The following is a 21,010-nucleotide window of genomic DNA, read 5'->3' as shown; positions in this document are numbered from 1 at the left end:
GTCTATCGTGCCCTCATGTCGGTCGATCTGATTCGCATCGTTTCCCGAGACTCTCCGATGGCACTCGCCCAGGTGGAACGCGTCCGCGCCGAACTGGCCGCGGTCCATCCCGGCATCAAGACCAGCGTGCTCCCGGTGAAGACGACCGGCGACAAGTGGATGGGCGACCTCTCCCAGGTCGAGGGCAAGGGCGCCTTCACCAAGGAGGTCGACGCCGCCCTCCTCGTCGGAGAGGCCGACCTCGCCGTCCACTGCCTCAAGGACGTACCCGCCGATCGTCCCCTCCCGGCCGGCACGACGTTCGCCGCCTTCCTCAAGCGCGACGACATCAGGGACGCGCTCATCCACCCCGGCGGGCTCACTCTCGACGAGCTTCGGGCCGGTACCCGGATCGGCACCTCTTCGGTGCGCCGGATCGCGCAGCTCTCCGCCTCGTATCCGCACCTTGAGTGCGTTCCGATCCGCGGTAACGCGAACAGCCGCCTTGCCGAGCTGGAAGCAGGCGAGGTAGAAGCGCTCCTCCTGGCCGTCGCCGGGCTCGAGCGGATCGGCCGAACCGATGTCATCACCGAGATTCTCTCGACCGAGACGATGATGCCCCCGATCGGCGCCGGGGTCCTCGCGCTCCAGTGCCGCGAGGGCGACACGGAACTCATCGACGTGATCAGCCCGCTCGGTGACTGCGACGCCTACCGGGAGACGCAGGCCGAGCGGATGCTCCTGCACGTCCTTCAAGGCCACTGCAATAGCCCGATCGCCGGATACGCCCGCGCCGAGGGTGGCGGTGAACTTTCCCTGCGAGCCTGCGTGTTCTCCCCGGACGGCAAGACCGTACTCAATGCCCATGAGTGGGCGGGCCGCCTCGACCCGGCCACGCTCGGCACATCCGTCGCCGTCGCCCTGCTCCGACAGGGCGCACGCGACGTGATCGACAGCATCGCGCACTAACCGCGCACACCACCCGCGAGCGCGACGTCGGCCCAGACGGTCTTGCGAGGGAAGGGGCCCACCTGCACACCCCACCGGACCGAGAGCGCCTCGACGATCAACAGCCCCCGGCCCGTGACGGATTCATCGTCCGGGCCGGGCAGCCGGGGCAGCGCGTCCCCGCGCGCGTCCGTGACCTCGATACGGAGCGTGTCCCCGTCGACGGTCAGCGAGACGCGGAAGTCCCTGCCCGGTACGTGGCCATGCAGCGCGGCGTTGGCCGCCAGCTCGGCAACGACCAGCCCGGCGTCTTCCAGCGGCAACCCCCAGGAACGGAGCTGTTCGGTCGCGAGAAGCCTGCCGAGCCGGGCGCCTCGACGGGTGGCGGAGAGCTGCACGGCGAACTTCCCGGCACGTACACGCGGTTGGGTGATTTCTTGATTCACGTCACTCAGCGTGGCCGACGCTGCCTACGCTGAAAAGCGATGACATGGGTACGGACGGTGACTGTCCAGTGGTGGTACGGGGCTGTCCATCCAGTACGGCGCCGAGCGCGGAACCGCGTGGGCGCGGAACGAAGGCGGAGTGTCGTATGACGGACGAGCACAGGGACAGCGGCGGCATCGAGGGCATGGGGTTCCTCACAGCGGACGGGACGGACGACGCCGACCAGCGCGTCGACCTGGAGGACGACTCGGGCGCGGTGGTCGCGGCGGTGGGCCGACAGATCCGCCTCTGGCGGGAGTCGGCGGGCCTGCGGGCCAAGGACCTGGGCGACGCGATCGGTTACGGCGAGAACCAGGTGTACAAGGTGGAAGGCGGCAAACGCATCCCGAAGCCGGAGTTCCTGGACAGGGCGGACCGAGTCCTGGGAGCGGGCGGCAAGATCGCCGCGATGAAGAAGGACCTGAGGGAGGCGCGGTACCCGAAGAAGGTCCGGGATCTGGCGAACCTGGAGCGGGCTGCGGTGGAGATCGGGGCTTATGCCAATGGTGTCGTAGACGGGCTGCTTCAGACCGAGGAATATGCCCGTGCCCTGTACAAGGAGCGACGTCCCGCCTACACCGAGGACCAACTGGATCGCTTGGTGGCTGCGCGGATGTCCCGCCAGGACATCTTTAAGCGAAGCCCCGCACCGCTTCTGACCTTTGTTCAGGAAGAGGCAACACTCAGGCGGCCCACTGGAGGGAAGCCGGCACTGCGGCGGCAGCTTGAACACCTGCTAGAACTGAGCGCGTTGAGGCACGTGGAAGTGCAGGTCATGCCAACAGAGACCGAGGAGCACGCGGGGCTGGCCGGCGGGCATCGGGTGCTTAAGCTGAGAGACGGTACGTCTGTGGGGCTCAATGAAGTTCAGCTCACCAGTCGGCTGATCAATGACCCCAGGGAAGTCCAGATCCTTGAGATGCGATACGGCATGATCCGAGCCCAGGCGCTGACACCTCGGTTGTCACGGATCTTCATCGAGAAACTGCTGGGAGAGACATGAGCGCGGAGTCCTCGTCCGGAACCACCTTCGAGCTGGCGTGGTTCAAGAGCAGCTACAGCACCAACGATGGACCCTCGTGCGTAGAGGTCGCTGTGGCCCCCGGCGCGGTGCACGTGCGTGACTCGAAGGTAGCGCGAGGTCCGCAACTTGGCTTTGCGGCCACCGCATGGGCGGACTTCGTGGCGTACGCATCCGCGCGCTGACCGTCGCGGTCCGTTCCATCCGTACCGCCCCGCCTCGCCCCGATTGCCGGGGAGGCGGGGTGGGGCACTTTCTCGGGGAGCCTCGGACAGGCTCCCGTCCGCCCCCCATGGCCGGAAATCCGCATGCGGTGCGGGGGATCGATTGAAACGCTGAGGCCATGAGTGCTCAGCGTGATCCCGACCCCGCTTCCGGCAACGGCTCCGACCCCGACCCCGACCCCGACCCCGCTTCCGGCTCCGCCCCCGCACCCCCGGGCGCGGACCGGATCACCACACCTCCTTCCGCCGACCTCGTACGCGGTGCGTGCGAGCTGGAGCGCACCGAGCACGGGGTGCTGCCGCACCGGCTGCCCGCGTGGGCCAGGGCGCAGGGGGACGGGCAGTTGGCGATGGTCGAGGCGCAGCCCTCCGGCGTACGGCTGGTGTTCCGTACCCGGGCCACCGAGGTCGAGCTGGACACGCTCCGCACCAGGCCGGTCTACCAGGGCGCCGCACCCCGCCCGGACGGGGTCTACGACCTGGTCGTCGACGGGCGTCTCGTGGCGCAGGCCAGTACGACCGGCGGCAACGTCCTGGTGGCGGATCTGGCCAACGGGCCGGTGGAGACGCGGCCCGGACCGGTCGGCACCGTCCGCTTCCCGCCGCTGCCCGAGGGGGAGAAGCGGGTCGAGATCTGGCTGCCGCACAACGAGATCACCGAGCTGGTCGCTCTGCGCACCGATGCCCCGGTCGAGCCCGTGCCGGCGGACGGCCGCCGGGTGTGGCTGCATCACGGGAGCTCGATCAGCCACGGTTCGGACGCGGCGAGCCCCACCGCTACCTGGCCGGCCAGGGCCGCGTCCCTCGGAGGCGTGGAACTGGTCAACCTCGGGCTGGGCGGCGGTGCCCTGCTGGACGCCTTCACCGCCCGCGTCATGCGCGACACCGCCGCCGACCTGATCAGCGTCAAGATCGGTATCAACCTGGTCAACACCGACCTGATGCGGCTGCGCGCCTTCACCGCGGCGGTGCACGGCTTCCTCGACACCATCCGCGAGGGACATCCCACCACCCCGCTGCTGGTCGTCTCGGCCCTTCTCTGCCCCATCCACGAGGACACCCCCGGTCCCAGCCTCCCGGAGTTCGACGGGGGACGGCTCAGCGTCCGGGCCGGGGGCGACCCCGCCGAACGGGTGATGGGGAAGCTGACGCTCAACGCCATCCGGGACGAACTGGCCCGCATCGTGGCGCAGCGCGCGGCCGACGACCCGCACCTGCACTACCTCGACGGTCGCGAACTGTACGGCGAGGCGGACTTCGTGGAACTGCCGCTGCCCGACCGGTTGCACCCGGACGCCGCCACGCACCGTCGTATCGGTGAACGGTTCGCGGCCCTGGCCTTCGGTTCCGGTGGGGTGTTCGCCGCCGCGGCCGAAGACCGGGGCTGACCGACCGACGGTCGGGCCGGCGGCTCCGGCCGATCCCGGCCCGATGCCGCCCCGTCTCACCCGATCGGACCCGTCGGCCGCCCCGGGAACGCCCGGCCGGTGCGTCGCGGCCCGGATTGCGTCTTCGGCGCCGGGCCGCACGCTGGGCAGGGGAGGCCCGGGGCCGTCATCCGCCCCCCCGCCGCCCCATCCCCGCACGGCCGAGAGGACGGAGAGCGCACACATGCCCACGGTGACCACGCGCGACGGTGTCGACATCTTCTACAAGGACTGGGGGTGCGGCCGGCCCGTCGTCTTCTGCCACGGCTGGCCCCTGAACGGGGACGCCTGGCAGGACCAGCTCAAGGCGGTCGCGGACAACGGGTACCGCGGCATCGCCCACGACCGTCGCGGTCACGGCCGTTCCACCCCGGTCTGGGACGGCTACGACTTCGACACCTTCGCGGACGACCTCGACGACCTGATCACCCAACTGGACCTGCGGGACGTCACGTTGGTCGCGCACTCGATGGGCGGCGGCGAACTCGCCCGCTACATCGGCCGGCACGGCACCGACCGGATCAGGTCCGCGGTGCTGCTCTCCGCGATCCCGCCGCTGATGCTCAAGGGGCCCGGCAACCCCGAGGGCGTACCGCAGTCCGTCTTCGACGACATCAAGCGGGGCATCCTCACCGAGCGCTCGCAGTTCTGGAAGGACGCGGCCGTCGGCTTCTTCGGCGCGAACCGCGAGGGCAGCAGGGCCACCGGGGGAAACCTGGACGCGTTCTGGTACATGGCCATGGCCGAGACCATCGAAGGCGGTGTCGCCTGCGTCGACGCGTTCGCGGCCACGGACTTCCACGAGGACCTGAAGAGCTTCGACATCCCGACGCTCGTCGTGCACGGCGACGACGACCAGATCGTCCCGATCGACGCGACGGGCCGCAAGACCGCCGCACTCGTCCCGGACGCGACCCTCAAGGTCTACGAGGGCGGCTCCCACGGCCTCGCGCTCGTTCCCGGGGACAAGGAGAGGTTCAACCAGGACCTGTTGGAGTTCCTCAGGCGCTGAAGCGTCGAAGCGCGGAGCCGCCCGCCACGGACTCCGGTCGAACGCCGCCGTGCCCGGCCGTCCCCGCACCCGCCGACCGTCGTGGCACCACGGACAACAGAGCCTGTCCGTCGTCGACGGGCCAGGCGCCCAAGGAGCTCGATCGTTCTCCCGTCGGGCCTTCTCGTCCTCGCCACGGCATTCCCTGCCGCCTTCTTCGGCTTCTGCGACGATGCGAAGGACGATGAGAAGAAAGGTGGTGAATGACGCAGAAGGCGGCAAAGCGCAAAGTCGGCAAGGCGCGTGGAAGGGAACGGTATGTGCGGGATCATCGGATACGTCGGTGGGCAGTCGGCGCAGGACGTCGTCGTCGCGGGGCTGAAGCGTCTTGAGTACCGGGGCTACGACTCGGCGGGCATCGCCGTGCTCGCGGACGGCGGGCTGGCCGCGGCGAAGCGGGCGGGCAAGCTGGTCAACCTGGAGAAGGCCCTGGCCGAGGCGCCCCTCCCGGCCGGTACCACCGGGATCGGGCACACCCGCTGGGCCACCCATGGAGCGCCCACCGACGCGAACGCGCACCCGCACCTGGACAACGCGGGCCGCGTCGCGGTCGTGCACAACGGCATCATCGAGAACTTCGCCCGGCTGCGCGCCGAACTCGCCGAGCGCGGCCACGACCTGGTCTCCGAGACCGACACCGAGGTCGTCGCCCACCTCCTGGCCGAGGAGTTCTCGTCCTGCGCGGACCTGGCGGAGGCGATGCGGCAGGTGTGCCGGCGGCTGGAGGGCGCGTTCACCCTCGTCGCCGTGCACGCGGACGCGCCGGACACGGTGGTCGGGGCCCGGCGCAACTCGCCGCTCGTCGTGGGGGTGGGGGCGGACGAGGCGTTCCTGGCCTCCGACGTGGCCGCGTTCATCGCGCACACCCGTTCCGCGATCGAGCTGGGCCAGGACCAGGTGGTGGAGCTGCGCCGCGAGGGCGTCACCGTCACCGGTCTCGACGGCAGGCCCGCGACCGTCCGCGAGTACCACGTGGACTGGGACGTGTCCGCCGCCGAGAAGGGCGGTCACGCCTCCTTCATGCTCAAGGAGATCGCCGAACAGCCCCGGGCCGTCGCCGACACGCTCCTCGGGCGGATCGACGGCGCGGGCGCCCTCCGCCTCGACGAGGTGCGGATCGCGCCCCACGAGCTGCGGGAGGTCGACAAGGTCGTGGTCGTCGCCTGCGGCACCGCGTTCCACGCCGGGATGATCGCCAAGTACGCCGTCGAGCACTGGACCCGGATCCCCTGCGAGACCGAGCTGGCCAGCGAGTTCCGCTATCGCGACCCGATCCTCGACCACCGCACCCTCGTCATCGCGATCTCCCAGTCCGGCGAGACCATGGACACCCTGATGGCCGTACGCCACGCCCGCGAGCAGGGCGCGAAGGTCCTCGCCATCTGCAACACGAACGGCTCCACCATCCCCCGCGAGTCCGACGCCGTGCTCTACACGCACGCCGGACCCGAGGTCGCCGTCGCCTCCACGAAGGCGTTCCTCACCCAGCTCGTCGCCTGCTACCTCGTCGCGCTCTACCTGGGGCAGAACTGCGGCACCAAGTGGGGCGACGAGATCCGCACCGTGATCCGTCAGCTCTCCGAGATGTCCGGGGCGGTGGCCCGCGTCCTGGAGACCATGGAACCGGTCCGGGCACTGGCCCGGTCCCTCTCCGACCACGACACCGTCCTCTTCCTGGGCCGCCACGTCGGCTACCCGGTCGCCCTCGAAGGCGCGCTCAAGCTCAAGGAACTCGCGTACATGCACGCCGAGGGCTTCGCCGCGGGCGAGCTCAAGCACGGGCCGATCGCGCTCGTCGAGGACGGTCTGCCGGTCGTCGTGGTCGTGCCCTCGCCCCGCGGCCGGTCGGTGCTGCACGACAAGATCGTGTCGAACATCCAGGAGATCCGGGCCCGCGGCGCCCGCACCGTCGTCATCGCCGAGGAGGGCGACGAATCGGTCGTTCCCTACGCCGACCACCTCATCAGGATCCCGGCAACGCCTACGCTGCTTCAGCCGCTGGTCTCGACCGTGCCGTTGCAGGTCTTCGCCTGCGAACTCGCGACGGCCCGCGGCAACGACGTGGACCAGCCGCGCAATCTGGCGAAGTCCGTGACCGTGGAGTAGCCCGCCGGCCCGCCGGCGCGCGTGCACACCAGCGAGCGAGTGATGAGGGAACGCCTGTGATCATCGGGGTGGGGATCGACGTGGCCGAGATCGAACGGTTCGACGCGGCACTGAAGCGCACGCCGCACCTGGCCGACCGGCTCTTCCTGGAACGGGAACGGCTGCTGCCCAGCGGCGAGCGGCGCGGCATCGCCTCGCTCGCCGCGCGGTTCGCCGCCAAGGAGGCCATCGCCAAGGCGCTCGGCGCGCCTGCCGGACTGCTGTGGACGGACGCCGAGGTCTATGTCGAGGACAGCGGGCAGCCCCGGCTGCGGGTCCGCGGCACGGTCGCCGCGCGCGCCGCCGAGCTGGGCGTGCGGCACTGGCACGTGTCGCTCAGTCACGACGCGGGAGTGGCGTCGGCCGTGGTGATCGCGGAGGGTTGAGCCATGCGTACCGCCTACAGCGTGGAGACCGTACGGGCCGCCGAGCGCGCCCTGATGGACCGACTGCCCGAGGGCACCCTGATGCAGCGCGCCGCGGCGGGGCTCGCGGCGGCCTGCGCCGATGTGCTGCGACGGCGCGGACGGGTGTACGGGGCGCGGGTCGTCCTGCTCGTCGGCAGCGGGGACAACGGGGGTGACGCGTTGTACGCCGGTGCGCGGCTGGCCCGCCGGGGCGCCGGGGTGCGCGCCGTGCTCACCTCGCCGGGCCGCGCGCACGCGGGCGGAGCCGCCGCGCTGCTCGCGGCGGGCGGACGCGTGGTGGAGCCGGGCACGGCACCGGGCGAGGGCACGGGACCGGACGGCCCGCCGACGGCCGCCGCCTGGGGCGGGCACGTCGACCTCGTCGTGGACGGGATCACCGGCATCGGCGGACGCGGCGGTCTGCGACCGGACACCGCCGCACTGGTCCGGGCCTTCACGGCGACCGGCGCGGCCGTCGTCGCCGTCGACCTGCCCAGCGGGGTCGAGGCCGACACCGGCGAGGTGCTCGGCGACGCCGTGCGCGCCGACGCGACCGTGACCTTCGGCACGTACAAGCCGGGCCTCCTCGTCGACCCGGCCGCCGAACGCGCGGGCGCGCTGCACCTCGTCGACATCGGGCTCGGGCCCGAACTGCCGGACGTGCCCGACCTGGAGGCGTTGCAGTACGCGGACCTCGCCGCGCTGCTGCCGGTGCCCGCGAACGAGAGCGACAAGTACCGGCGGGGCGTCGTCGGGATCGTCGCGGGTTCGGCCCGGTACCCGGGGGCCGCGGTGCTGGCCGTCTCGGGGGCGCTGCGCGGTGGCGCCGGGGCGGTGCGGTACGTCGGTCCGGGCAGCGGCGCGGTGATCGCCCGTCACCCGGAGACCCTGGTCCACGCGGGCCCGCCGTCGAAGGCGGGGCAGGTGCAGGCGTGGGTGGTGGGACCCGGGCTCGGTGACGGCGCGGAGGCCGCCGAGGCGGTCGGCGACGTGCTGGCGGCGGACGTCCCGGTGCTCGTCGACGCGGACGGGCTGCGACTGCTCGACCGGGACGCCGTGCGGGCGCGCACCGCGCCGACCGTCCTCACCCCGCACGCGGGCGAGGCCGCCGCCCTGCTCGGCGTCCCCCGCGAGGAGGTGGAGGCCGGCCGGCTCGCCGCCGTACGGGAACTGGCCGGGCGTCACCGCGCCACGGTCCTGCTGAAGGGGTCGACGACCCTGGTCGCCACCGCCGACCGGACTGTCCCCGTACGGGTCAATCCGACCGGCACCTCCTGGCTGGCCACGGCCGGCAGCGGCGACGTCCTCTCCGGGCTGACCGGTTCCCTGCTGGCGGCGGGCCTCGTCCCGCGCGACGCCGCGTCCGCCGGTGCCTACCTGCACGGTCTCGCCGCCCGCTACGCCGCCGACGGTTCGCCGGTCGCCGCCCAGGACGTCGCGGAGGCGATTCCGGCGGCGTGGCGGGACGTACGGGCCTGAGTGATCCTGGGCACAGGCCACGACGGACCCCGGGCACGGGCCACGACGGCGGCACAGGAGCGTGACGGGGCGCGCGGGCACGGGGCGGCACGCGCCGATCAGGAGGGCCGGCCATGGGCAGGAGCAGCGACGGAAGCGGCAATGTACGTGTACGCCGGGTGTACGACCCGCCGGAGGACGGCGACGGCACCCGCGTCCTCGTCGACCGGCTCTGGCCACGCGGCGTGGCCAAGGACCGGGCCGGGATCGACAAGTGGTTCAAGGACGTCACGCCGTCGAAGGAACTGCGCTCCTGGTACCACGAGGACCGCACCGGCGCCCGTTACGACGGCTTCGTCGACCGCTACCGGGCCGAACTGGCCGACCCCGTCCACACGGCGGCCGTCGGCGAACTGGTGGACCTGGTCCGCGAGGGCGGCCCGGTGACCCTGGTCACGGCGGCCAAGGACGTACCGCACAGCCACGTCCCGGTCCTCGTCGACCACTTGGAGCACGAACTGCGCCACCACTGAGACGGGCTCCCCGGCGGCCCGGACGGCCCGGGGCGGGCCGGTCCCGGGCCCCGTCCGGCCGTGCACGGAAAAGGCACGACACGTGCCTCTGAGAGACTGGGGCACGATGAACGAGACAGCGTCCTTGAGAGCCCGAGCCGAGATCGACCTCGCCGCACTGCGCGCGAACGTGCGTGAACTGCGCGCACGGGTGGGCGGAGCGCACCTCATGGCGGTCGTGAAAGCCGACGCTTACGGGCACGGGGCCGTGCCCTGCGCCCGGGCCGCGCTGGAGGCCGGGGCGACCTGGCTGGGCACCGCGACACCGCGCGAGGCGCTGGAACTGCGGGCTGCCGGGCTCGGCGGCCGGGTGATGTGCTGGCTGTGGACACCGGGCGGGCCCTGGCGCGAGGCGATCGAGGCCGACATCGACGTGTCGGTGAGCGGGATGTGGGCGCTGCGCGAGGTCGTCGCCGCGGCCGCGGAGGCCGGGGTTCCGGCCCGGGTCCAGCTCAAGGCCGACACCGGGCTCGGCCGCAACGGCTGCCAGCCCGCCGACTGGTCCGAGCTGGTCTCCGCCGCCCGTGCCGCCGAGGAGGCGGGCACCCTCCGGGTCACCGGGCTCTGGTCCCACTTCGCCTGCGCCGACGAACCCGGCCACCCCTCCGTCGCCCGGCAGCTGAACGCGTTCCGGGACATGGTCGCGTACGCGGAGAAGGAGGGGATCGACCCCGAGGTCCGGCACATCGCCAACTCCCCGGCGACGCTGACCCTCCCCGAGACCCACTTCGACCTCGTCCGGCCCGGGATCGCGATGTACGGCCTCTCGCCCAGCCCCGAACTGGGCACCCCGGCCGACTTCGGGCTGCGTCCCGTCATGACGCTCGCCGCGTCGGTCGCCCTGGTCAAGCACGTGCCGGCCGGTCACGGGATCAGCTACGGGCACCTCTACACGACCTCGCGGGAGACCACCCTGGGCCTGGTGCCGCTCGGTTACGCGGACGGCATCCCGCGCCACGCCTCCGGCCGCGGACCCGTTCTGGTCGGCGGGGTACAGCGGCGGATCGCGGGCAGGGTGGCGATGGACCAGTTCGTCGTCGACCTCGACGGGGACGTGGTCGAGGTGGGCGACGAGGCGGTGCTCTTCGGCCCGGGGGACCGCGGCGAGCCGACCGCCGAGGACTGGGCCCGGGCCGCCGACACGATCGCGTACGAGATCGTCACCCGGATCGGGTCCCGGGTGCCCCGGGTCCACCTGCAGGGGGCCGCGGCCGGGTCCTGACCGGTCGAGCGCCCCTGACCGGGCACGATCTGACCAGGACCGGAACGGTCCGGCGGCCCGGAGCGGTCGGTCCGGTCCGCTCCGGAGCCGACGGGCGACCCGCACGACGGGCACGACGGACACGACCGACGAGGAGCGCGGCACGGTGAGCGAGATCAGCGCGGCGGACGCGGTGACCGCGGCGGACGCGGTCACGACGGTCGGCTGGCGACGGGCCGGGATCGCCGGGGCCGCCATAGGCGTGCTCGCGGCGGGCGCGGCGGCCGGTGTCGCGGTCGAGCGGCTGACCGTGGGGCGCGGCATGCGCAGGAGGGCCCGGCTGGCGCTGGACGCGTCGGGCCCGTACGGCTCGCTGCGCGGGCTGCCGGGCCGGGCCGTCGCCGACGACGGCACCGAGCTGTACTACGAGGTCGACGAGGTCGATCCGGACGGCGCGGCACCCTGGCACGAGAGCGACGGGACCGACGCCGACACCGACGCCGGTGATGCCGGCACCGAGACCGGCGCCGCCGGTACCGCGCGCGCCACCGGTTCCCGTACCGCCGGAAACGGTCCCCGTCGCCGCAGACTCTTCGGCCGCAAGGAGCCCGCGCCCGTCACGATCGTGTTCAGCCACGGCTACTGCCTCAACCAGGACTCCTGGCACTTCCAGCGGGCGGCGTTGCGCGGGCTGGTCCGTACCGTCCACTGGGACCAGCGCAGTCACGGCCGTTCGGAGCGGGGCCGGGCCCAGGCGGGCGGGGTGACGGTCGGCATCGATCAGCTCGGGCGGGACCTGAAGGCGGTCATCGACGCGGCCGCACCCGAGGGCAGGCTGGTGCTGGTCGGGCACTCGATGGGCGGCATGACGATCATGGCGCTCGCCGAGCAGTACCCCCAGCTCGTCCGGGACCGGGTGGCCGCCGTCGCGTTCGTCGGCACATCGAGCGGAAAGCTCGACGAGGTCAGTTTCGGGCTGCCGCTCGCGGGCGTGAACGCGGTGCGGCGGGTGCTGCCCGGGGTGCTCAGGGCGCTCGGCTCGCAGGCGGAGCTGGTGGAGCGCGGCCGTCGGGCGACCGCCGACCTGTTCGCCGGGCTGATCAAGCGGTACTCGTTCGGCTCGCGGGACGTCGACCCCGCGGTGGAACGGTTCGCCGAGCGGCTCATCGAGTCCACCCCGATCGACGTCGTCGCCGAGTTCTACCCGGCCTTCACCGAACACGACAAGAGCCACGTCCTGCCCGCGTTCCGCGAAGTCCCGGTGCTGGTCCTGGCGGGCGACAAGGACCTGGTGACGCCCAGTTCGCACAGCGAGACCATCGCCGACCAGCTGCCGGAGGCGGAGCTGGTCATCGTGCCGGACGGCGGCCATCTGGTGATGCTGGAGCACCCGGAGACGGTCACGGACCGGCTGGCCGACCTGCTGGCGCGCGTGGGCGCGGTCGCCCGCAAGAGCTAACGTTGGCGGACATGGAAGCACCGCACAACAGCCCGCTGACGGACGCGCCGCGCGGCGCCGTGACGGACGAGCCACCGGGCGGCCCGGCGACGGAGGCGTCGCACAGCGGCCCGGCGACCGGGGCGGGCGAGGGCGCCGGCCCGGACACCGTCACGGTCGGCCTGGCCGTCGACTCACCCGAACAGATGCAGGCCCTGGGCCGCCGGCTCGCCCGTGTGCTGCGCCCCGGCGACCTCGTGATGCTCAGCGGCGAGCTCGGCGCCGGGAAGACGACGCTGACCCGGGGGCTCGGCGAGGGCCTCGGCGTGCGCGGCGCCGTCACGTCCCCCACCTTCGTGATCGCCCGCGTCCACCCGTCCCTGACCGGCGGCCCCGCGCTGGTCCACGTCGACGCGTACCGGCTGGGCGGTGGGCTCGACGAGATGGAGGACCTGGACCTCGACGTGTCGCTGCCGGAGTCGGTGGTGGTCGTGGAGTGGGGCGACGGCAAGGTCGAGGAGCTGTCGCAGGACCGGCTGCGGGTGCTCATCCACCGCGCGGTCGGCGACACGGACGACGAGCGGCGCTCGGTGACGCTGGTCGGCGTCGGAGCGCGCTGGGCCGGACTGCGCGAGGCCCTGGAGGGCTGACGGGCAGGCCGCGCGAGGTCGGGCGGGCCGATGGAGCCGGGCCGCGCGAGGCCCCGCGGACGGGTGGGAACGGACTCCGGGGGCCGTGCCCCGCCCCGTGCACACTTTCCGACAGCGTGTCGGCAAATTGTTGCGTCGGGCGGGGAAGGCGTGGTCACATGGATGGTGAGAGCGGGTTAGGTCTACCTAACCATGCCTGCCATCGGAGCCTCAGGAGGCATCCATGACGACGCCCGCCGAACGCGAAGTGCCGCCGCCGTCGATGAGCGACCTGCTGGCGGCCTGCGCGGCGGCGACGGCGGTCTCGACGCCGCCCCCGCCGTCCGACGACCGCGACGCGGACACCGCCGCGCCCGCGTCCGAGCCCTCCGCCGATACCGCCCCGGACTCCGGGACCGACGCCGAGGCGGACTCCGGCACCGGCGAAGGAACCGGGAACGGCGCCGCTCCCGTGCCCGAACGCCGGGCGGGCTGAGCGCGGCCGGAAGGGACTGACGCGCGGCGGCGCCCCCGCCTAAAGTGTCGTGAGCCGCACGGGAACTCACACATACGGGTGTGTACGCACGCCGTGGCGGCCCTGAGGGGGAGGCCGGGAATGGGCGCAGGGCAGGGCTGGTCGTCGGACGGACTGCGGCTCGACGCGGGACGGATCGCCGAGGCGTACGAGCGCGTCAGACCGGACCTGGTGCGCGACCCGCTCCTCGTCGCCGACGCCGCCGCGTACGACGTGGGCGTGGACGCTCTCGACAAGCGGATGAGCGCGCCGCCGCAGGACCTCACGGCCGACACCTTCTGGGGCTGGCTGAACGGCGCCGACCAGTACCGGTGGGCGGGCCTGCGGGTGCTCGCCGAGGCGTACGCCACCTCCGGGACCGAGCATCGGGCGGGGCGCGTCGTCGTGCCCGAGGGGACGATGAGGATCGCCCGCGGCGACGTGCGCGTCGACGGGGACCTGGTCCTGGAGGACCAGGCGATGGTGCTGGTGCTCGGCACGCTCACCGTCACCGGGTCCCTCGTCGCCCTGCCGGACTACACGATGGTCGCCGCCGCCGAGGTCGTCTGCCGCGACGGGGTCTCGGCGGGCGAGGTCCTGGCCCTGGGCGCCGTCCGCTGCCCGGGGACGCTCTACCTCGCCCACGGCGACCACTCCTGCCGTGCGCCGCTCTGCGCGGGCGGGACCCTCGTCGACTTCGAACGGGACAACGCGTTCGGCGTGGTCGACGTCGCCGAACGGATCACCGACTGGGACTTCGCCGCCGCGGCGCGTGCCCTGGGCCTGCCGGAGGACGTGGACGACCTGCGGGACGCGTACGAGGCGAGGCTGCTCGGCTCCTGACCGTCCGGTACCGGATCGGGTGCCGGTCACCGCCCCCGCGCCGGGCGCGGGGGCCCGTACGGCGCGCTCAGGGGCCGTCGGCCGCCGCGGCGGCGGTGCTCAGGGGACCACGACCACCGAGGTGCGGTTCCACGCGAAGTTCCACATCGCGTCCCCGTCGGCCCGGGACATCCGCACGCCGCCCGTCTTCAGCGACGGGTCCGGGCTCTTCATCGAGCCGTCCACCGCCGCGCTGAAGCCGACGGTCACCCCGTCCACCATCGCGAAGCGCACCACGTGCTCGATCATCACGCCGTCCGAACCCTTGGTGGGGGGCTCGCTGCGGCTCGTCACCCGGTACGTCCCCGGGGCGGGGTTCAGCGCGCTCGGTACGACCTCGAAGGTCCTGAGCACCTTGTCGTTCTCGTCGACGAGCCACACCCGGCGGTCGGCCAGCGCGTACACCGTCCGTTTGCCGGTCCCGGAGCCGGCGGGGACCACGGGCGGGGCCTCCTTCTCCTTCTCCGGCTTCGCGGGGGCGGTGGCCGTGGCGGACGCCTTCGGCTTCGGAACCGCGACGGAGCCGGGCGCGTTCGCCGATGCCTGGTACGCCAGGAAACCGACCGCGGCGAGGGCCGCGGCGGTGAGCCCGGCCACGATTCCCGAGCTGCCCCTAGCCACCGTGCGCGCCCCTTTCGCCTTCGTTCACAGCACAAGCGTTTGTCGTACAAGCGTTTACGTCGTTAGGTCGTACTCGCGTGTGCACGGTGACGGTAGCAGCCGGGACCGGCCCCGCCCGTCCCGCCGGGACGCCGGGCCGGGGCGCGGTGCCCCGTCCGGCGGAGCCGTAGGCTGTTTGCGTGCTCTTGCTCGCCCTGGATACCGCCACCCCCGCCGTCACCGTCGCCCTGCACGACGGGACCTCCGTCGTCGCCGAGTACGGACAGGTAGACGCCCGAAGGCACGGGGAGCTGCTGCTGCCCGCCGTCGACCGGGTCCTCGCCGACGCCGGTACGAAACTCGACGCCGTGACGGACCTCGTCGTGGGCGTCGGCCCCGGCCCGTACACCGGGCTGCGGGTCGGCCTGGTCACGGCCGCGACCTTCGGCTCCGTCCTCTCCGTCCCCGTGCACGGGCTGTGCACCCTGGACGGTCTCGCGTACGCCGCCGGGCGGGCCGGTCTGGAGGGCCCGTTCGCCGTCGCGACGGACGCGCGCCGCAAGGAGGTCTACTGGGCGCGGTACGAGGACTTCCGCACGCGGGTCACGGAACCCGCCGTGGACCGTCCCGCCGACATCGCCGGGGCGCTGGCCAGGCTTCCCGTCGTGGGCGCGGGCGCCGCCCTCTACCCGGAGGCGTTCCCGGACGCCCGGGGCCCCGAGCACGTCGGCGCGGGCGCACTGGCCGCCCTCGCCGCCGAGCGCCTCGCCTCGGGCGCGGAACTGCTGCCGCCCCGGCCGCTCTACCTGCGCAGGCCCGACGCCCAGGTGCCGAAGAACTACAAGGTGGTCACCCCGAAGTGACGAGCACGAGCACGACCGCCGTGCTGCGCGAGATGCGCTGGTGGGACATCGGCCCGGCGCTGGAGCTGGAAGCCGAGCTGTTCCCGGACGACGCCTGGTCGGCCGGGATGTTCTGGTCCGAGCTGGCGCACGCGCGAGGCCCCGGAGCCACCCGCCGCTACGTCGTCGCCGAGGACCCGGTCACCGGCCGGATCGTCGGCTACGCCGGGCTCGCCGCGGCCGGAGACCTCGCCGACGTGCAGACCATCGGCGTCACCCGCGACCACTGGGGCGGCGGCCTCGGCTCCGCGCTCCTCACCGACCTGCTCAAACACGCCACGGCCTTCGAGTGCGCCGAGGTGCTGCTCGAAGTCCGCGTCGACAACACCCGGGCGCAGAAGCTGTACGAACGCTTCGGCTTCGAGCCCATCGGCTTCCGCCGCGGCTACTACCAGCCGGGCAACGTCGACGCGCTCGTCATGCGCCTGCGCGTGCACGAGGAGGCGCACGCGGACGCACAGGAAGACGTACAAGAGCCCGTACCGGAAACTGGAACTGACTGATGGCTGACGAACCGCTCGTACTCGGCATCGAGACCTCCTGCGACGAGACCGGTGTCGGCATCGTCCGGGGCACGACCCTGCTCGCCGACGCCGTGGCCTCCAGCGTCGACACGCACGCCCGCTTCGGCGGCGTCGTCCCGGAGATCGCGTCCCGCGCGCACCTGGAGGCGATGGTCCCCACCATCGAGCGCGCCCTGAAGGAGGCCGGGATCAGCGCCCGCGACCTCGACGGGATCTCCGTGACCGCGGGTCCCGGACTCGCGGGCGCGCTGCTGGTCGGCGTGTCGGCGGCGAAGGCGTACGCGTACGCGCTGGGCAAGCCGCTCTACGGGGTGAACCACCTGGCCTCGCACATCTGCGTCGACCAGCTGGAGCACGGACCGCTGCCCGAGCCGACGATGGCGCTGCTGGTCAGCGGCGGCCACTCCTCGCTGCTCCTGGCCCCGGACATCACCAGCGACGTGCGTCCGCTGGGCGCGACCATCGACGACGCGGCGGGCGAGGCGTTCGACAAGATCGCCCGGGTGCTGGACCTCGGCTTCCCCGGCGGCCCGATCATCGACCGGCTCGCGCGGGAGGGCGACCCGGCGGCGATCGCGTTCCCGCGTGGACTGACCGGTTCGCGCGACGCCGCGTACGACTTCTCCTTCTCCGGCCTGAAGACCTCGGTGGCCCGCTGGGTCGAGGCCAAGCGGGCGGCGGGCGAGGAGGTGCCGGTACGGGACGTGGCGGCGTCCTTCCAGGAGGCCGTGGTGGACGTGCTCACCCGCAAGGCCGTCCGGGCCTGCAAGGACGAGGGCGTCGACCATCTGATGATCGGCGGCGGCGTCGCGGCCAACTCGCGGCTGCGGGCGCTGGCCGAGGAGCGGTGCGAACGGGCCGGCGTCCGGCTGCGGGTGCCCCGGCCGGGGCTGTGCACGGACAACGGGGCGATGGTCGCGGCGCTGGGCGCGGAGATGGTGGCCCGGGGGCGGCCCGCCTCGGACCTGGAGCTGTCCGCGGACTCGTCGCTGCCGGTGACGGACGCCCATGTGCCGGGCGCCCACGCGCACCATCACGGCCACGACCACGTGCACGAGATCAGCAAGGAAAACCTCTACTCATGACCGGTACGACCGTCGCGCTGATGTGGGAGGCCCGCGCCGTCACCGGCCGGGGCCCCGAACTGCTGGAGTGGGCGCGCGCCCGCGCGGCCGAACTGGCCCGTGAGCCGCTGCGGCGCGAGGTGCTGCGCGCCCCGCAGGACCGGGTCCTGGTCATCACCTGGTGGGACGCGGCCTACGGTGACGCGCTGCCCGAACTCCCCTCACCGGAGGCCGATCTGGTCACCCGCCCGGTGCACCGCTGGCGCTTCGAGTCGCTGGAGGCGGTGGAGTCCGCCGACCGAGCGGGTTCCGGCTGAGCGGAGCGGCGGGCGGCGGCCCGCGTGGCTCACGGCCGCCGCACCTCGAACCGGAAGCAGCCGTACTCGACGGCGCGGACGTGCACCAGCGCCACCTCCGGGTCGGCGAACGCCTCGTCGAAGGCGCGGTCGAACGCCTCCTCGGCGGCCTCGGGGACCTCGATGGGACGGCCCCCGACGATGTGTCCCCCGGTGTCGTAGCGGCGGATGGTGCGCAGGGCGCCCGGCCGCGTGAACGGGTAGCCGGGACTGTCCGCGGTCCCTCGCACGCCTCGGCGTGGATGAACACCGGCCCCGCCTCGTCGTACGCGCCGGGCTCGCCGCCCGTCGCCGAGGCCCAGCGCCGCAGCGGCGCGTACGAGACGAGCGCCACCCGCTCGCCCGGTTCGACGGGCCGCAGGCAGCAGCGCAGCGGACTTCCCACGCAGTCGATCGGAACACCGTCCTCGCGCGCGGTGTACGGGCGCGGCGGCCGACCGGAGTCGTCGGTGACGCGGAGTTCCCCGAGCGCGTCGGGGTGGATGGGGACAGCTGTGTACGCGGTCATGGAACCCAGTCCTGGCGGGCCGCGCCCCGGGGCGCCGACGGAATCGCGACACGGAGGCCCCTCGCGGGCCGGCCGGGCGCGCGGGCGGAGGACCGGGTCCGCGCCGCGGGCCGGGTCGGCCGGTTCGCGGCCGGTCAGCCGGTACGGGGCTCGTGGTGGAGCAGCCCTTCGATGATCGCGTCGAGTTCCTCGGCCACCCGGTAGTCCGCGGCGTAGTCCCGCCAGCGGTCCTTGATCGCGGTGAGCCGGGGCAGCGTCGCGGCGTCGTCCTCGCTGATCATCTCGGGGAAGTACCGCATGCTCGACGGACTCTCGACGCGGCGTTCGGCACGGCGCTCGGCCGCCCTGCGGAAGACCAGGTCGGCGTAGACGTAGCACCAGATCGTCCGGTACGCACGCACCGACCGGGCGGGGGAGAGGCCGCACGCGATGGCGCAGTCGATGATCTCCTCGACCATCCACAGCGCGTTCTTGTCGGTGAGTTCGCCCAGTGCCAGGACGTCCAGCACCCAGGGGACGCGCGCCAGGATGTCGTGCATGTGGACCGCCACGGCGAGCAGCCGCTCGCGCGGGTCCTCGGGCAGCTCGGGGCGGGGGAAGGTGTCCGAGGCACCCGACAGGGTGAGCATCAGCAGCTCGTCCTTGTCCCGCACGTAGTGGTAGAGCGCCATCGGGGTGGAGCCGAGCTCCTTCGCCACCCGCCGCATGCTCAGGGCGGCCACGCCCTCTTCCTCGATGATGCGGCGCGCGGTGGCGACCATCGCGTCCGGGTCGAGCCTGCGGGGCCGTCCGACCGACCGTTTCCCCGCCGCCCGCTGCCCGCCCGTGGTGCCCTGCCCGCCCGTCGTGCCGCTCGCGCCGGCCGAGGTCTGCCCGCTCGCCGAGCTCTCGCCGCCGTTCTCCGTCTCCTGCCCGTCGGCCGGACCCCTCCCGGTCCTCCGCCGTGCGCCGCCCGTCCGCTTCTTCGCTGTTCCGGGGGCCGTTCCCGGCTCCGGTGTCTTTTCTGTCCCTGGCACCCCGGCATTGTCTCCCGCCCGGGCCCGCCGTGCCCGCGCGTGTCCGCCCGCCCCCGCCCGGCTTCCCGCCCGTGCCGCGATTATTTTCTATACGCGTATATTAATTAATCCGGCCCGAGGGGCGGGACGGGAGCACGAACGAGAGGGGACGTCGTGGACGACCGGTCACGACACACACGCTGGTTGCTGGTGGTGGCGCTCACCGTGCAGTTCCTGGTGGCGCTGGACATGTCCGTGGTGAACGTCGCGCTGCCGGACATGCGGCGCGGGCTCGGCTTCACCCCGGAAGGGCTCCTGTGGGTGGTGAACGCCTACGCGCTGGCGTTCGGCGGGTTGCTGATGCTCGGCGGGCGGCTCGCGGACCTGATCGGCAGCCGCCGGGTGCTGACGGCCGGCCTGGTGCTGTTCGGTGTCGCGAGCCTGGCCGGCGGACTGGCGACCTCGCCCGGCGCGCTGGTCGCCGCACGGGCGGCACAGGGGATCGGCGCCGCCGCGCTCGCCCCGGTCGGCCTCGCCCTGATCGCCCTGGCCTTCCCGGCCGGGCCCGCCCGTTCCCGCGCGCTGGGGCTGTGGGGCATGGCCGGTGCGGCGGGCGGCGCGGTCGGCGTGCTCGCCGGGGGACTGCTCACCGACGCCGCGGGCTGGCGCGCGGTGATGCTGGTGAACGTGCCGATCGTGCTGTTCGCCCTGGTGGGGGCCGCGCGCACCGGGCTGCGCGGCGGCAGCGTCAGGACCGGCGCCCGGCTCGACGTGGCCGGGGCGCTGCTGGCCACCGCGGGCACCACGCTGCTCGTCCTCGGGCTCGTCCGCACCTCGACCCACCCGTGGGGCTCGGCTCCGACGCTGGGCACACTCGGCGCCGCGGTGCTGCTGCTGACCGCCTTCGTCGCCGTCGAACTGCGGACCACGACCCCGCTGCTGCGTCCCGGGCTGCTGAAGGGGCGGCCGGTGCTGGCCGCGAACCTCTTCGCCCTGCTGCTGAGTTCGGGCCAGTTCGCCGCGTTCTACTTCGTCTCGCTCCACGTGCAGTTCGTGCTGGGCTACGGACCGACCACCGCCGGTGCCGCGTTCCTGCCGTTCACGGCGGGCATCGTCGCGGGCTCGCTCCTCGCCACCCGCGCGGTCGCCGCGCTCGGCCCCGGGAGGCTGCTCGCGGCGGGCGGCGCCCTCGCCGCGCTCGGTCTCGCCGCGTTCGCCGCGACCACCCGCGCCGACGGCGGCTTCCTCCTCTCGATCCTCGTCCCGTCCCTGGTGTGCAGCGTCGGCATCGGCATGTGCTTCGTACCGCTCGGCACCGCCGCCACGACCGACGTCGCGCCCGAGGAGACCGGCATGGCCTCCGGGCTGCTGAACAGCTCCCGCCAGGTGGGCGGCTCGCTGGGGCTCGCCGTCCTGGTCACCGTCGCCGCCCGGGTCACCGGCGACGGGCGGCGCCCGGCCGACCTGGCGGCCGGCTACACGGCGGCGTTCTGGGCCTGCGCGGGGCTGCTCGCGGCGGCGGCGCTCGCCGCCCTCCTGCTGCTGCCGCGACCGGAACGGACCGCTCCGGCCGTCGCCGGAGAAAATTCTCGGAAGAATTCCGGAGCGGATGTCGATCCGGCCGTCTCCCGTTCGACGCAGGGGTGAGAGGCGGGGAACGGCCCCGCCCCTTCCGACCG

General features: G+C 73.2%; 21 protein-coding genes and 2 pseudogenes. 19 read left to right on the top strand and 4 right to left on the bottom strand.

The genetic code is table 11. The features are described from left to right. Positions 1-15 precede the first annotated feature (15 nt). Positions 16-948, top strand: coding sequence for a hydroxymethylbilane synthase (gene hemC, locus AB0E67_RS04775; RefSeq protein WP_362020906.1), 933 nt, complete (start codon positions 16-18; stop codon positions 946-948). Here hemC and AB0E67_RS04770 read toward each other — a convergent pair. Further along, on the bottom strand, positions 945-1,373 hold the full coding sequence (locus AB0E67_RS04770; RefSeq protein ID WP_362020903.1) for an ATP-binding protein: 429 nt from the start codon (positions 1,371-1,373) through the stop codon (positions 945-947). The genes hemC and AB0E67_RS04770 overlap by 4 nt on opposite strands. 185 nt (positions 1,374-1,558) lie before the next feature. On the opposite strand from AB0E67_RS04770, the gene AB0E67_RS04765 reads away from it, so the two are divergent. From AB0E67_RS04765 to AB0E67_RS04705, 13 genes and pseudogenes are all read left to right on the top strand, one after another. Continuing rightward, positions 1,559-2,416 carry a helix-turn-helix transcriptional regulator gene (locus AB0E67_RS04765; RefSeq protein WP_362021479.1) on the top strand — a complete coding sequence of 286 codons (858 nt, stop codon included), beginning with the start codon at positions 1,559-1,561 and terminating at the stop codon, positions 2,414-2,416. Then, positions 2,413-2,619 (top strand): DUF397 domain-containing protein, encoded by a 207-nt coding sequence (locus AB0E67_RS04760; protein ID WP_362020900.1) that lies wholly within the window; start codon positions 2,413-2,415, stop codon positions 2,617-2,619. Before AB0E67_RS04765 ends, AB0E67_RS04760 begins: the two co-directional genes overlap by 4 nt. 158 nt (positions 2,620-2,777) lie before the next feature. Continuing rightward, positions 2,778-4,046 (top strand): GDSL-type esterase/lipase family protein, encoded by a 1,269-nt coding sequence (locus AB0E67_RS04755; protein ID WP_362020897.1) that lies wholly within the window; start codon positions 2,778-2,780, stop codon positions 4,044-4,046. A 223-nt stretch (positions 4,047-4,269) separates the two neighbouring features. Next, complete coding sequence (locus AB0E67_RS04750; RefSeq protein WP_362020895.1) at positions 4,270-5,097, top strand: alpha/beta hydrolase; 828 nt, start codon at positions 4,270-4,272, stop codon at positions 5,095-5,097. A 297-nt stretch (positions 5,098-5,394) separates the two neighbouring features. Next, the gene (gene glmS, locus AB0E67_RS04745; RefSeq protein WP_362020893.1) at positions 5,395-7,242 is read left to right on the top strand and encodes a glutamine--fructose-6-phosphate transaminase (isomerizing); all 1,848 of its coding nucleotides are present in this window, start codon (positions 5,395-5,397) and stop codon (positions 7,240-7,242) included. Positions 7,243-7,298: 56 nt separating this feature from the next. After that, on the top strand, positions 7,299-7,667 hold the full coding sequence (locus AB0E67_RS04740; protein WP_073786857.1) for a holo-ACP synthase: 369 nt from the start codon (positions 7,299-7,301) through the stop codon (positions 7,665-7,667). 3 nt (positions 7,668-7,670) lie between these two features. Continuing rightward, positions 7,671-9,167 (top strand): NAD(P)H-hydrate dehydratase, encoded by a 1,497-nt coding sequence (locus tag AB0E67_RS04735; protein WP_362020890.1) that lies wholly within the window; start codon positions 7,671-7,673, stop codon positions 9,165-9,167. Between the two features lie 113 nt (positions 9,168-9,280). Further along, entirely contained in the window at positions 9,281-9,679 is a 399-nt protein-coding gene (locus tag AB0E67_RS04730; RefSeq protein ID WP_362020887.1) for a DUF488 family protein, read from the top strand. A 106-nt stretch (positions 9,680-9,785) separates the two neighbouring features. Further along, the gene (gene alr / locus AB0E67_RS04725) at positions 9,786-10,940 is read left to right on the top strand and encodes an alanine racemase (protein WP_362020884.1); all 1,155 of its coding nucleotides are present in this window, start codon (positions 9,786-9,788) and stop codon (positions 10,938-10,940) included. A 145-nt stretch (positions 10,941-11,085) separates the two neighbouring features. After that, a pseudogene (locus tag AB0E67_RS04720) lies at positions 11,086-12,424 on the top strand (alpha/beta hydrolase); the annotation flags it as partial. Further along, complete coding sequence (gene tsaE / locus AB0E67_RS04715) at positions 12,390-13,007, top strand: tRNA (adenosine(37)-N6)-threonylcarbamoyltransferase complex ATPase subunit type 1 TsaE (protein WP_362020881.1); 618 nt, start codon at positions 12,390-12,392, stop codon at positions 13,005-13,007. The pseudogene AB0E67_RS04720 and the gene tsaE, both read left to right, overlap by 35 nt. Before the next feature lie 223 nt (positions 13,008-13,230). Continuing rightward, positions 13,231-13,482 carry a hypothetical protein gene (locus AB0E67_RS04710; RefSeq protein WP_362020878.1) on the top strand — a complete coding sequence of 84 codons (252 nt, stop codon included), beginning with the start codon at positions 13,231-13,233 and terminating at the stop codon, positions 13,480-13,482. A gap of 120 nt (positions 13,483-13,602) precedes the next feature. Continuing rightward, positions 13,603-14,343, top strand: a complete 741-nt coding sequence (locus tag AB0E67_RS04705) for a hypothetical protein (RefSeq protein WP_362020875.1) — start codon at positions 13,603-13,605, stop codon at positions 14,341-14,343. 99 nt (positions 14,344-14,442) lie between these two features. Here the strand turns inward: AB0E67_RS04705 and AB0E67_RS04700 are convergent, their stop codons facing one another. Continuing rightward, positions 14,443-15,003: a hypothetical protein gene (locus AB0E67_RS04700; RefSeq protein ID WP_362020872.1), complete on the bottom strand. Its 561-nt coding sequence runs from the start codon at positions 15,001-15,003 to the stop codon at positions 14,443-14,445. 179 nt (positions 15,004-15,182) lie between these two features. Between AB0E67_RS04700 and tsaB the strand changes: the two genes are divergently transcribed. Genes tsaB through AB0E67_RS04680 form a run of 4 tightly spaced genes read left to right on the top strand, consistent with a single transcriptional unit; the run spans position 15,183 to position 17,789 of the window. Further along, positions 15,183-15,845, top strand: coding sequence for a tRNA (adenosine(37)-N6)-threonylcarbamoyltransferase complex dimerization subunit type 1 TsaB (tsaB, locus tag AB0E67_RS04695; protein WP_362020869.1), 663 nt, complete (start codon positions 15,183-15,185; stop codon positions 15,843-15,845). Positions 15,846-15,877: 32 nt separating this feature from the next. Next, complete coding sequence (gene rimI, locus AB0E67_RS04690; RefSeq protein WP_362021477.1) at positions 15,878-16,387, top strand: ribosomal protein S18-alanine N-acetyltransferase; 510 nt, start codon at positions 15,878-15,880, stop codon at positions 16,385-16,387. After that, complete coding sequence (gene tsaD / locus AB0E67_RS04685) at positions 16,387-17,493, top strand: tRNA (adenosine(37)-N6)-threonylcarbamoyltransferase complex transferase subunit TsaD (RefSeq protein WP_362020867.1); 1,107 nt, start codon at positions 16,387-16,389, stop codon at positions 17,491-17,493. Before rimI ends, tsaD begins: the two co-directional genes overlap by 1 nt. After that, complete coding sequence (locus tag AB0E67_RS04680; protein ID WP_362020865.1) at positions 17,490-17,789, top strand: hypothetical protein; 300 nt, start codon at positions 17,490-17,492, stop codon at positions 17,787-17,789. The genes tsaD and AB0E67_RS04680 overlap by 4 nt, the downstream gene beginning before the upstream one ends. A gap of 29 nt (positions 17,790-17,818) precedes the next feature. Here the strand turns inward: AB0E67_RS04680 and AB0E67_RS04675 are convergent. Next, a pseudogene (locus tag AB0E67_RS04675) lies at positions 17,819-18,336 on the bottom strand (DUF1203 domain-containing protein). 134 nt (positions 18,337-18,470) lie between these two features. Further along, a complete protein-coding gene (locus tag AB0E67_RS04670) occupies positions 18,471-19,352 on the bottom strand; it encodes a TetR/AcrR family transcriptional regulator (RefSeq protein ID WP_362020862.1) in 882 nt (293 codons plus the stop codon). A 153-nt stretch (positions 19,353-19,505) separates the two neighbouring features. On the opposite strand from AB0E67_RS04670, the gene AB0E67_RS04665 reads away from it, so the two are divergent. After that, positions 19,506-20,978 carry an MFS transporter gene (locus AB0E67_RS04665; protein WP_362020859.1) on the top strand — a complete coding sequence of 491 codons (1,473 nt, stop codon included), beginning with the start codon at positions 19,506-19,508 and terminating at the stop codon, positions 20,976-20,978. Positions 20,979-21,010 lie beyond the last annotated feature (32 nt).

The organism is Streptomyces sp. NPDC032161, assembly GCF_040636995.1.
GTDB lineage: Bacteria > Actinomycetota > Actinomycetes > Streptomycetales > Streptomycetaceae > Streptomyces.
The sequence above is the reverse complement of the archived record's forward strand: the minus strand, read 5'-3'. Positions and strand labels throughout refer to the sequence as shown.

What these genes read in the sequence shown, in the direction of transcription:
- hemC (WP_362020906.1), top strand. Translation starts at nt 16, where the DNA reads ATGTCGGTCGATCTGATTCGCATCGTTTCCCGAGACTCTCCGATGGCA.
- AB0E67_RS04765 (WP_362021479.1), top strand. Translation starts at nt 1,559, where the DNA reads ATGGGGTTCCTCACAGCGGACGGGACGGACGACGCCGACCAGCGCGTC.
- AB0E67_RS04760 (WP_362020900.1), top strand. Translation starts at nt 2,413, where the DNA reads ATGAGCGCGGAGTCCTCGTCCGGAACCACCTTCGAGCTGGCGTGGTTC.
- AB0E67_RS04755 (WP_362020897.1), top strand. Translation starts at nt 2,778, where the DNA reads ATGAGTGCTCAGCGTGATCCCGACCCCGCTTCCGGCAACGGCTCCGAC.
- AB0E67_RS04750 (WP_362020895.1), top strand. Translation starts at nt 4,270, where the DNA reads ATGCCCACGGTGACCACGCGCGACGGTGTCGACATCTTCTACAAGGAC.
- glmS (WP_362020893.1), top strand. Translation starts at nt 5,395, where the DNA reads ATGTGCGGGATCATCGGATACGTCGGTGGGCAGTCGGCGCAGGACGTC.
- AB0E67_RS04735 (WP_362020890.1), top strand. Translation starts at nt 7,671, where the DNA reads ATGCGTACCGCCTACAGCGTGGAGACCGTACGGGCCGCCGAGCGCGCC.
- AB0E67_RS04730 (WP_362020887.1), top strand. Translation starts at nt 9,281, where the DNA reads ATGGGCAGGAGCAGCGACGGAAGCGGCAATGTACGTGTACGCCGGGTG.
- alr (WP_362020884.1), top strand. Translation starts at nt 9,786, where the DNA reads ATGAACGAGACAGCGTCCTTGAGAGCCCGAGCCGAGATCGACCTCGCC.
- tsaE (WP_362020881.1), top strand. Translation starts at nt 12,390, where the DNA reads ATGGAAGCACCGCACAACAGCCCGCTGACGGACGCGCCGCGCGGCGCC.
- AB0E67_RS04710 (WP_362020878.1), top strand. Translation starts at nt 13,231, where the DNA reads ATGACGACGCCCGCCGAACGCGAAGTGCCGCCGCCGTCGATGAGCGAC.
- AB0E67_RS04705 (WP_362020875.1), top strand. Translation starts at nt 13,603, where the DNA reads ATGGGCGCAGGGCAGGGCTGGTCGTCGGACGGACTGCGGCTCGACGCG.
- rimI (WP_362021477.1), top strand. Translation starts at nt 15,878, where the DNA reads ATGCGCTGGTGGGACATCGGCCCGGCGCTGGAGCTGGAAGCCGAGCTG.
- tsaD (WP_362020867.1), top strand. Translation starts at nt 16,387, where the DNA reads ATGGCTGACGAACCGCTCGTACTCGGCATCGAGACCTCCTGCGACGAG.
- AB0E67_RS04680 (WP_362020865.1), top strand. Translation starts at nt 17,490, where the DNA reads ATGACCGGTACGACCGTCGCGCTGATGTGGGAGGCCCGCGCCGTCACC.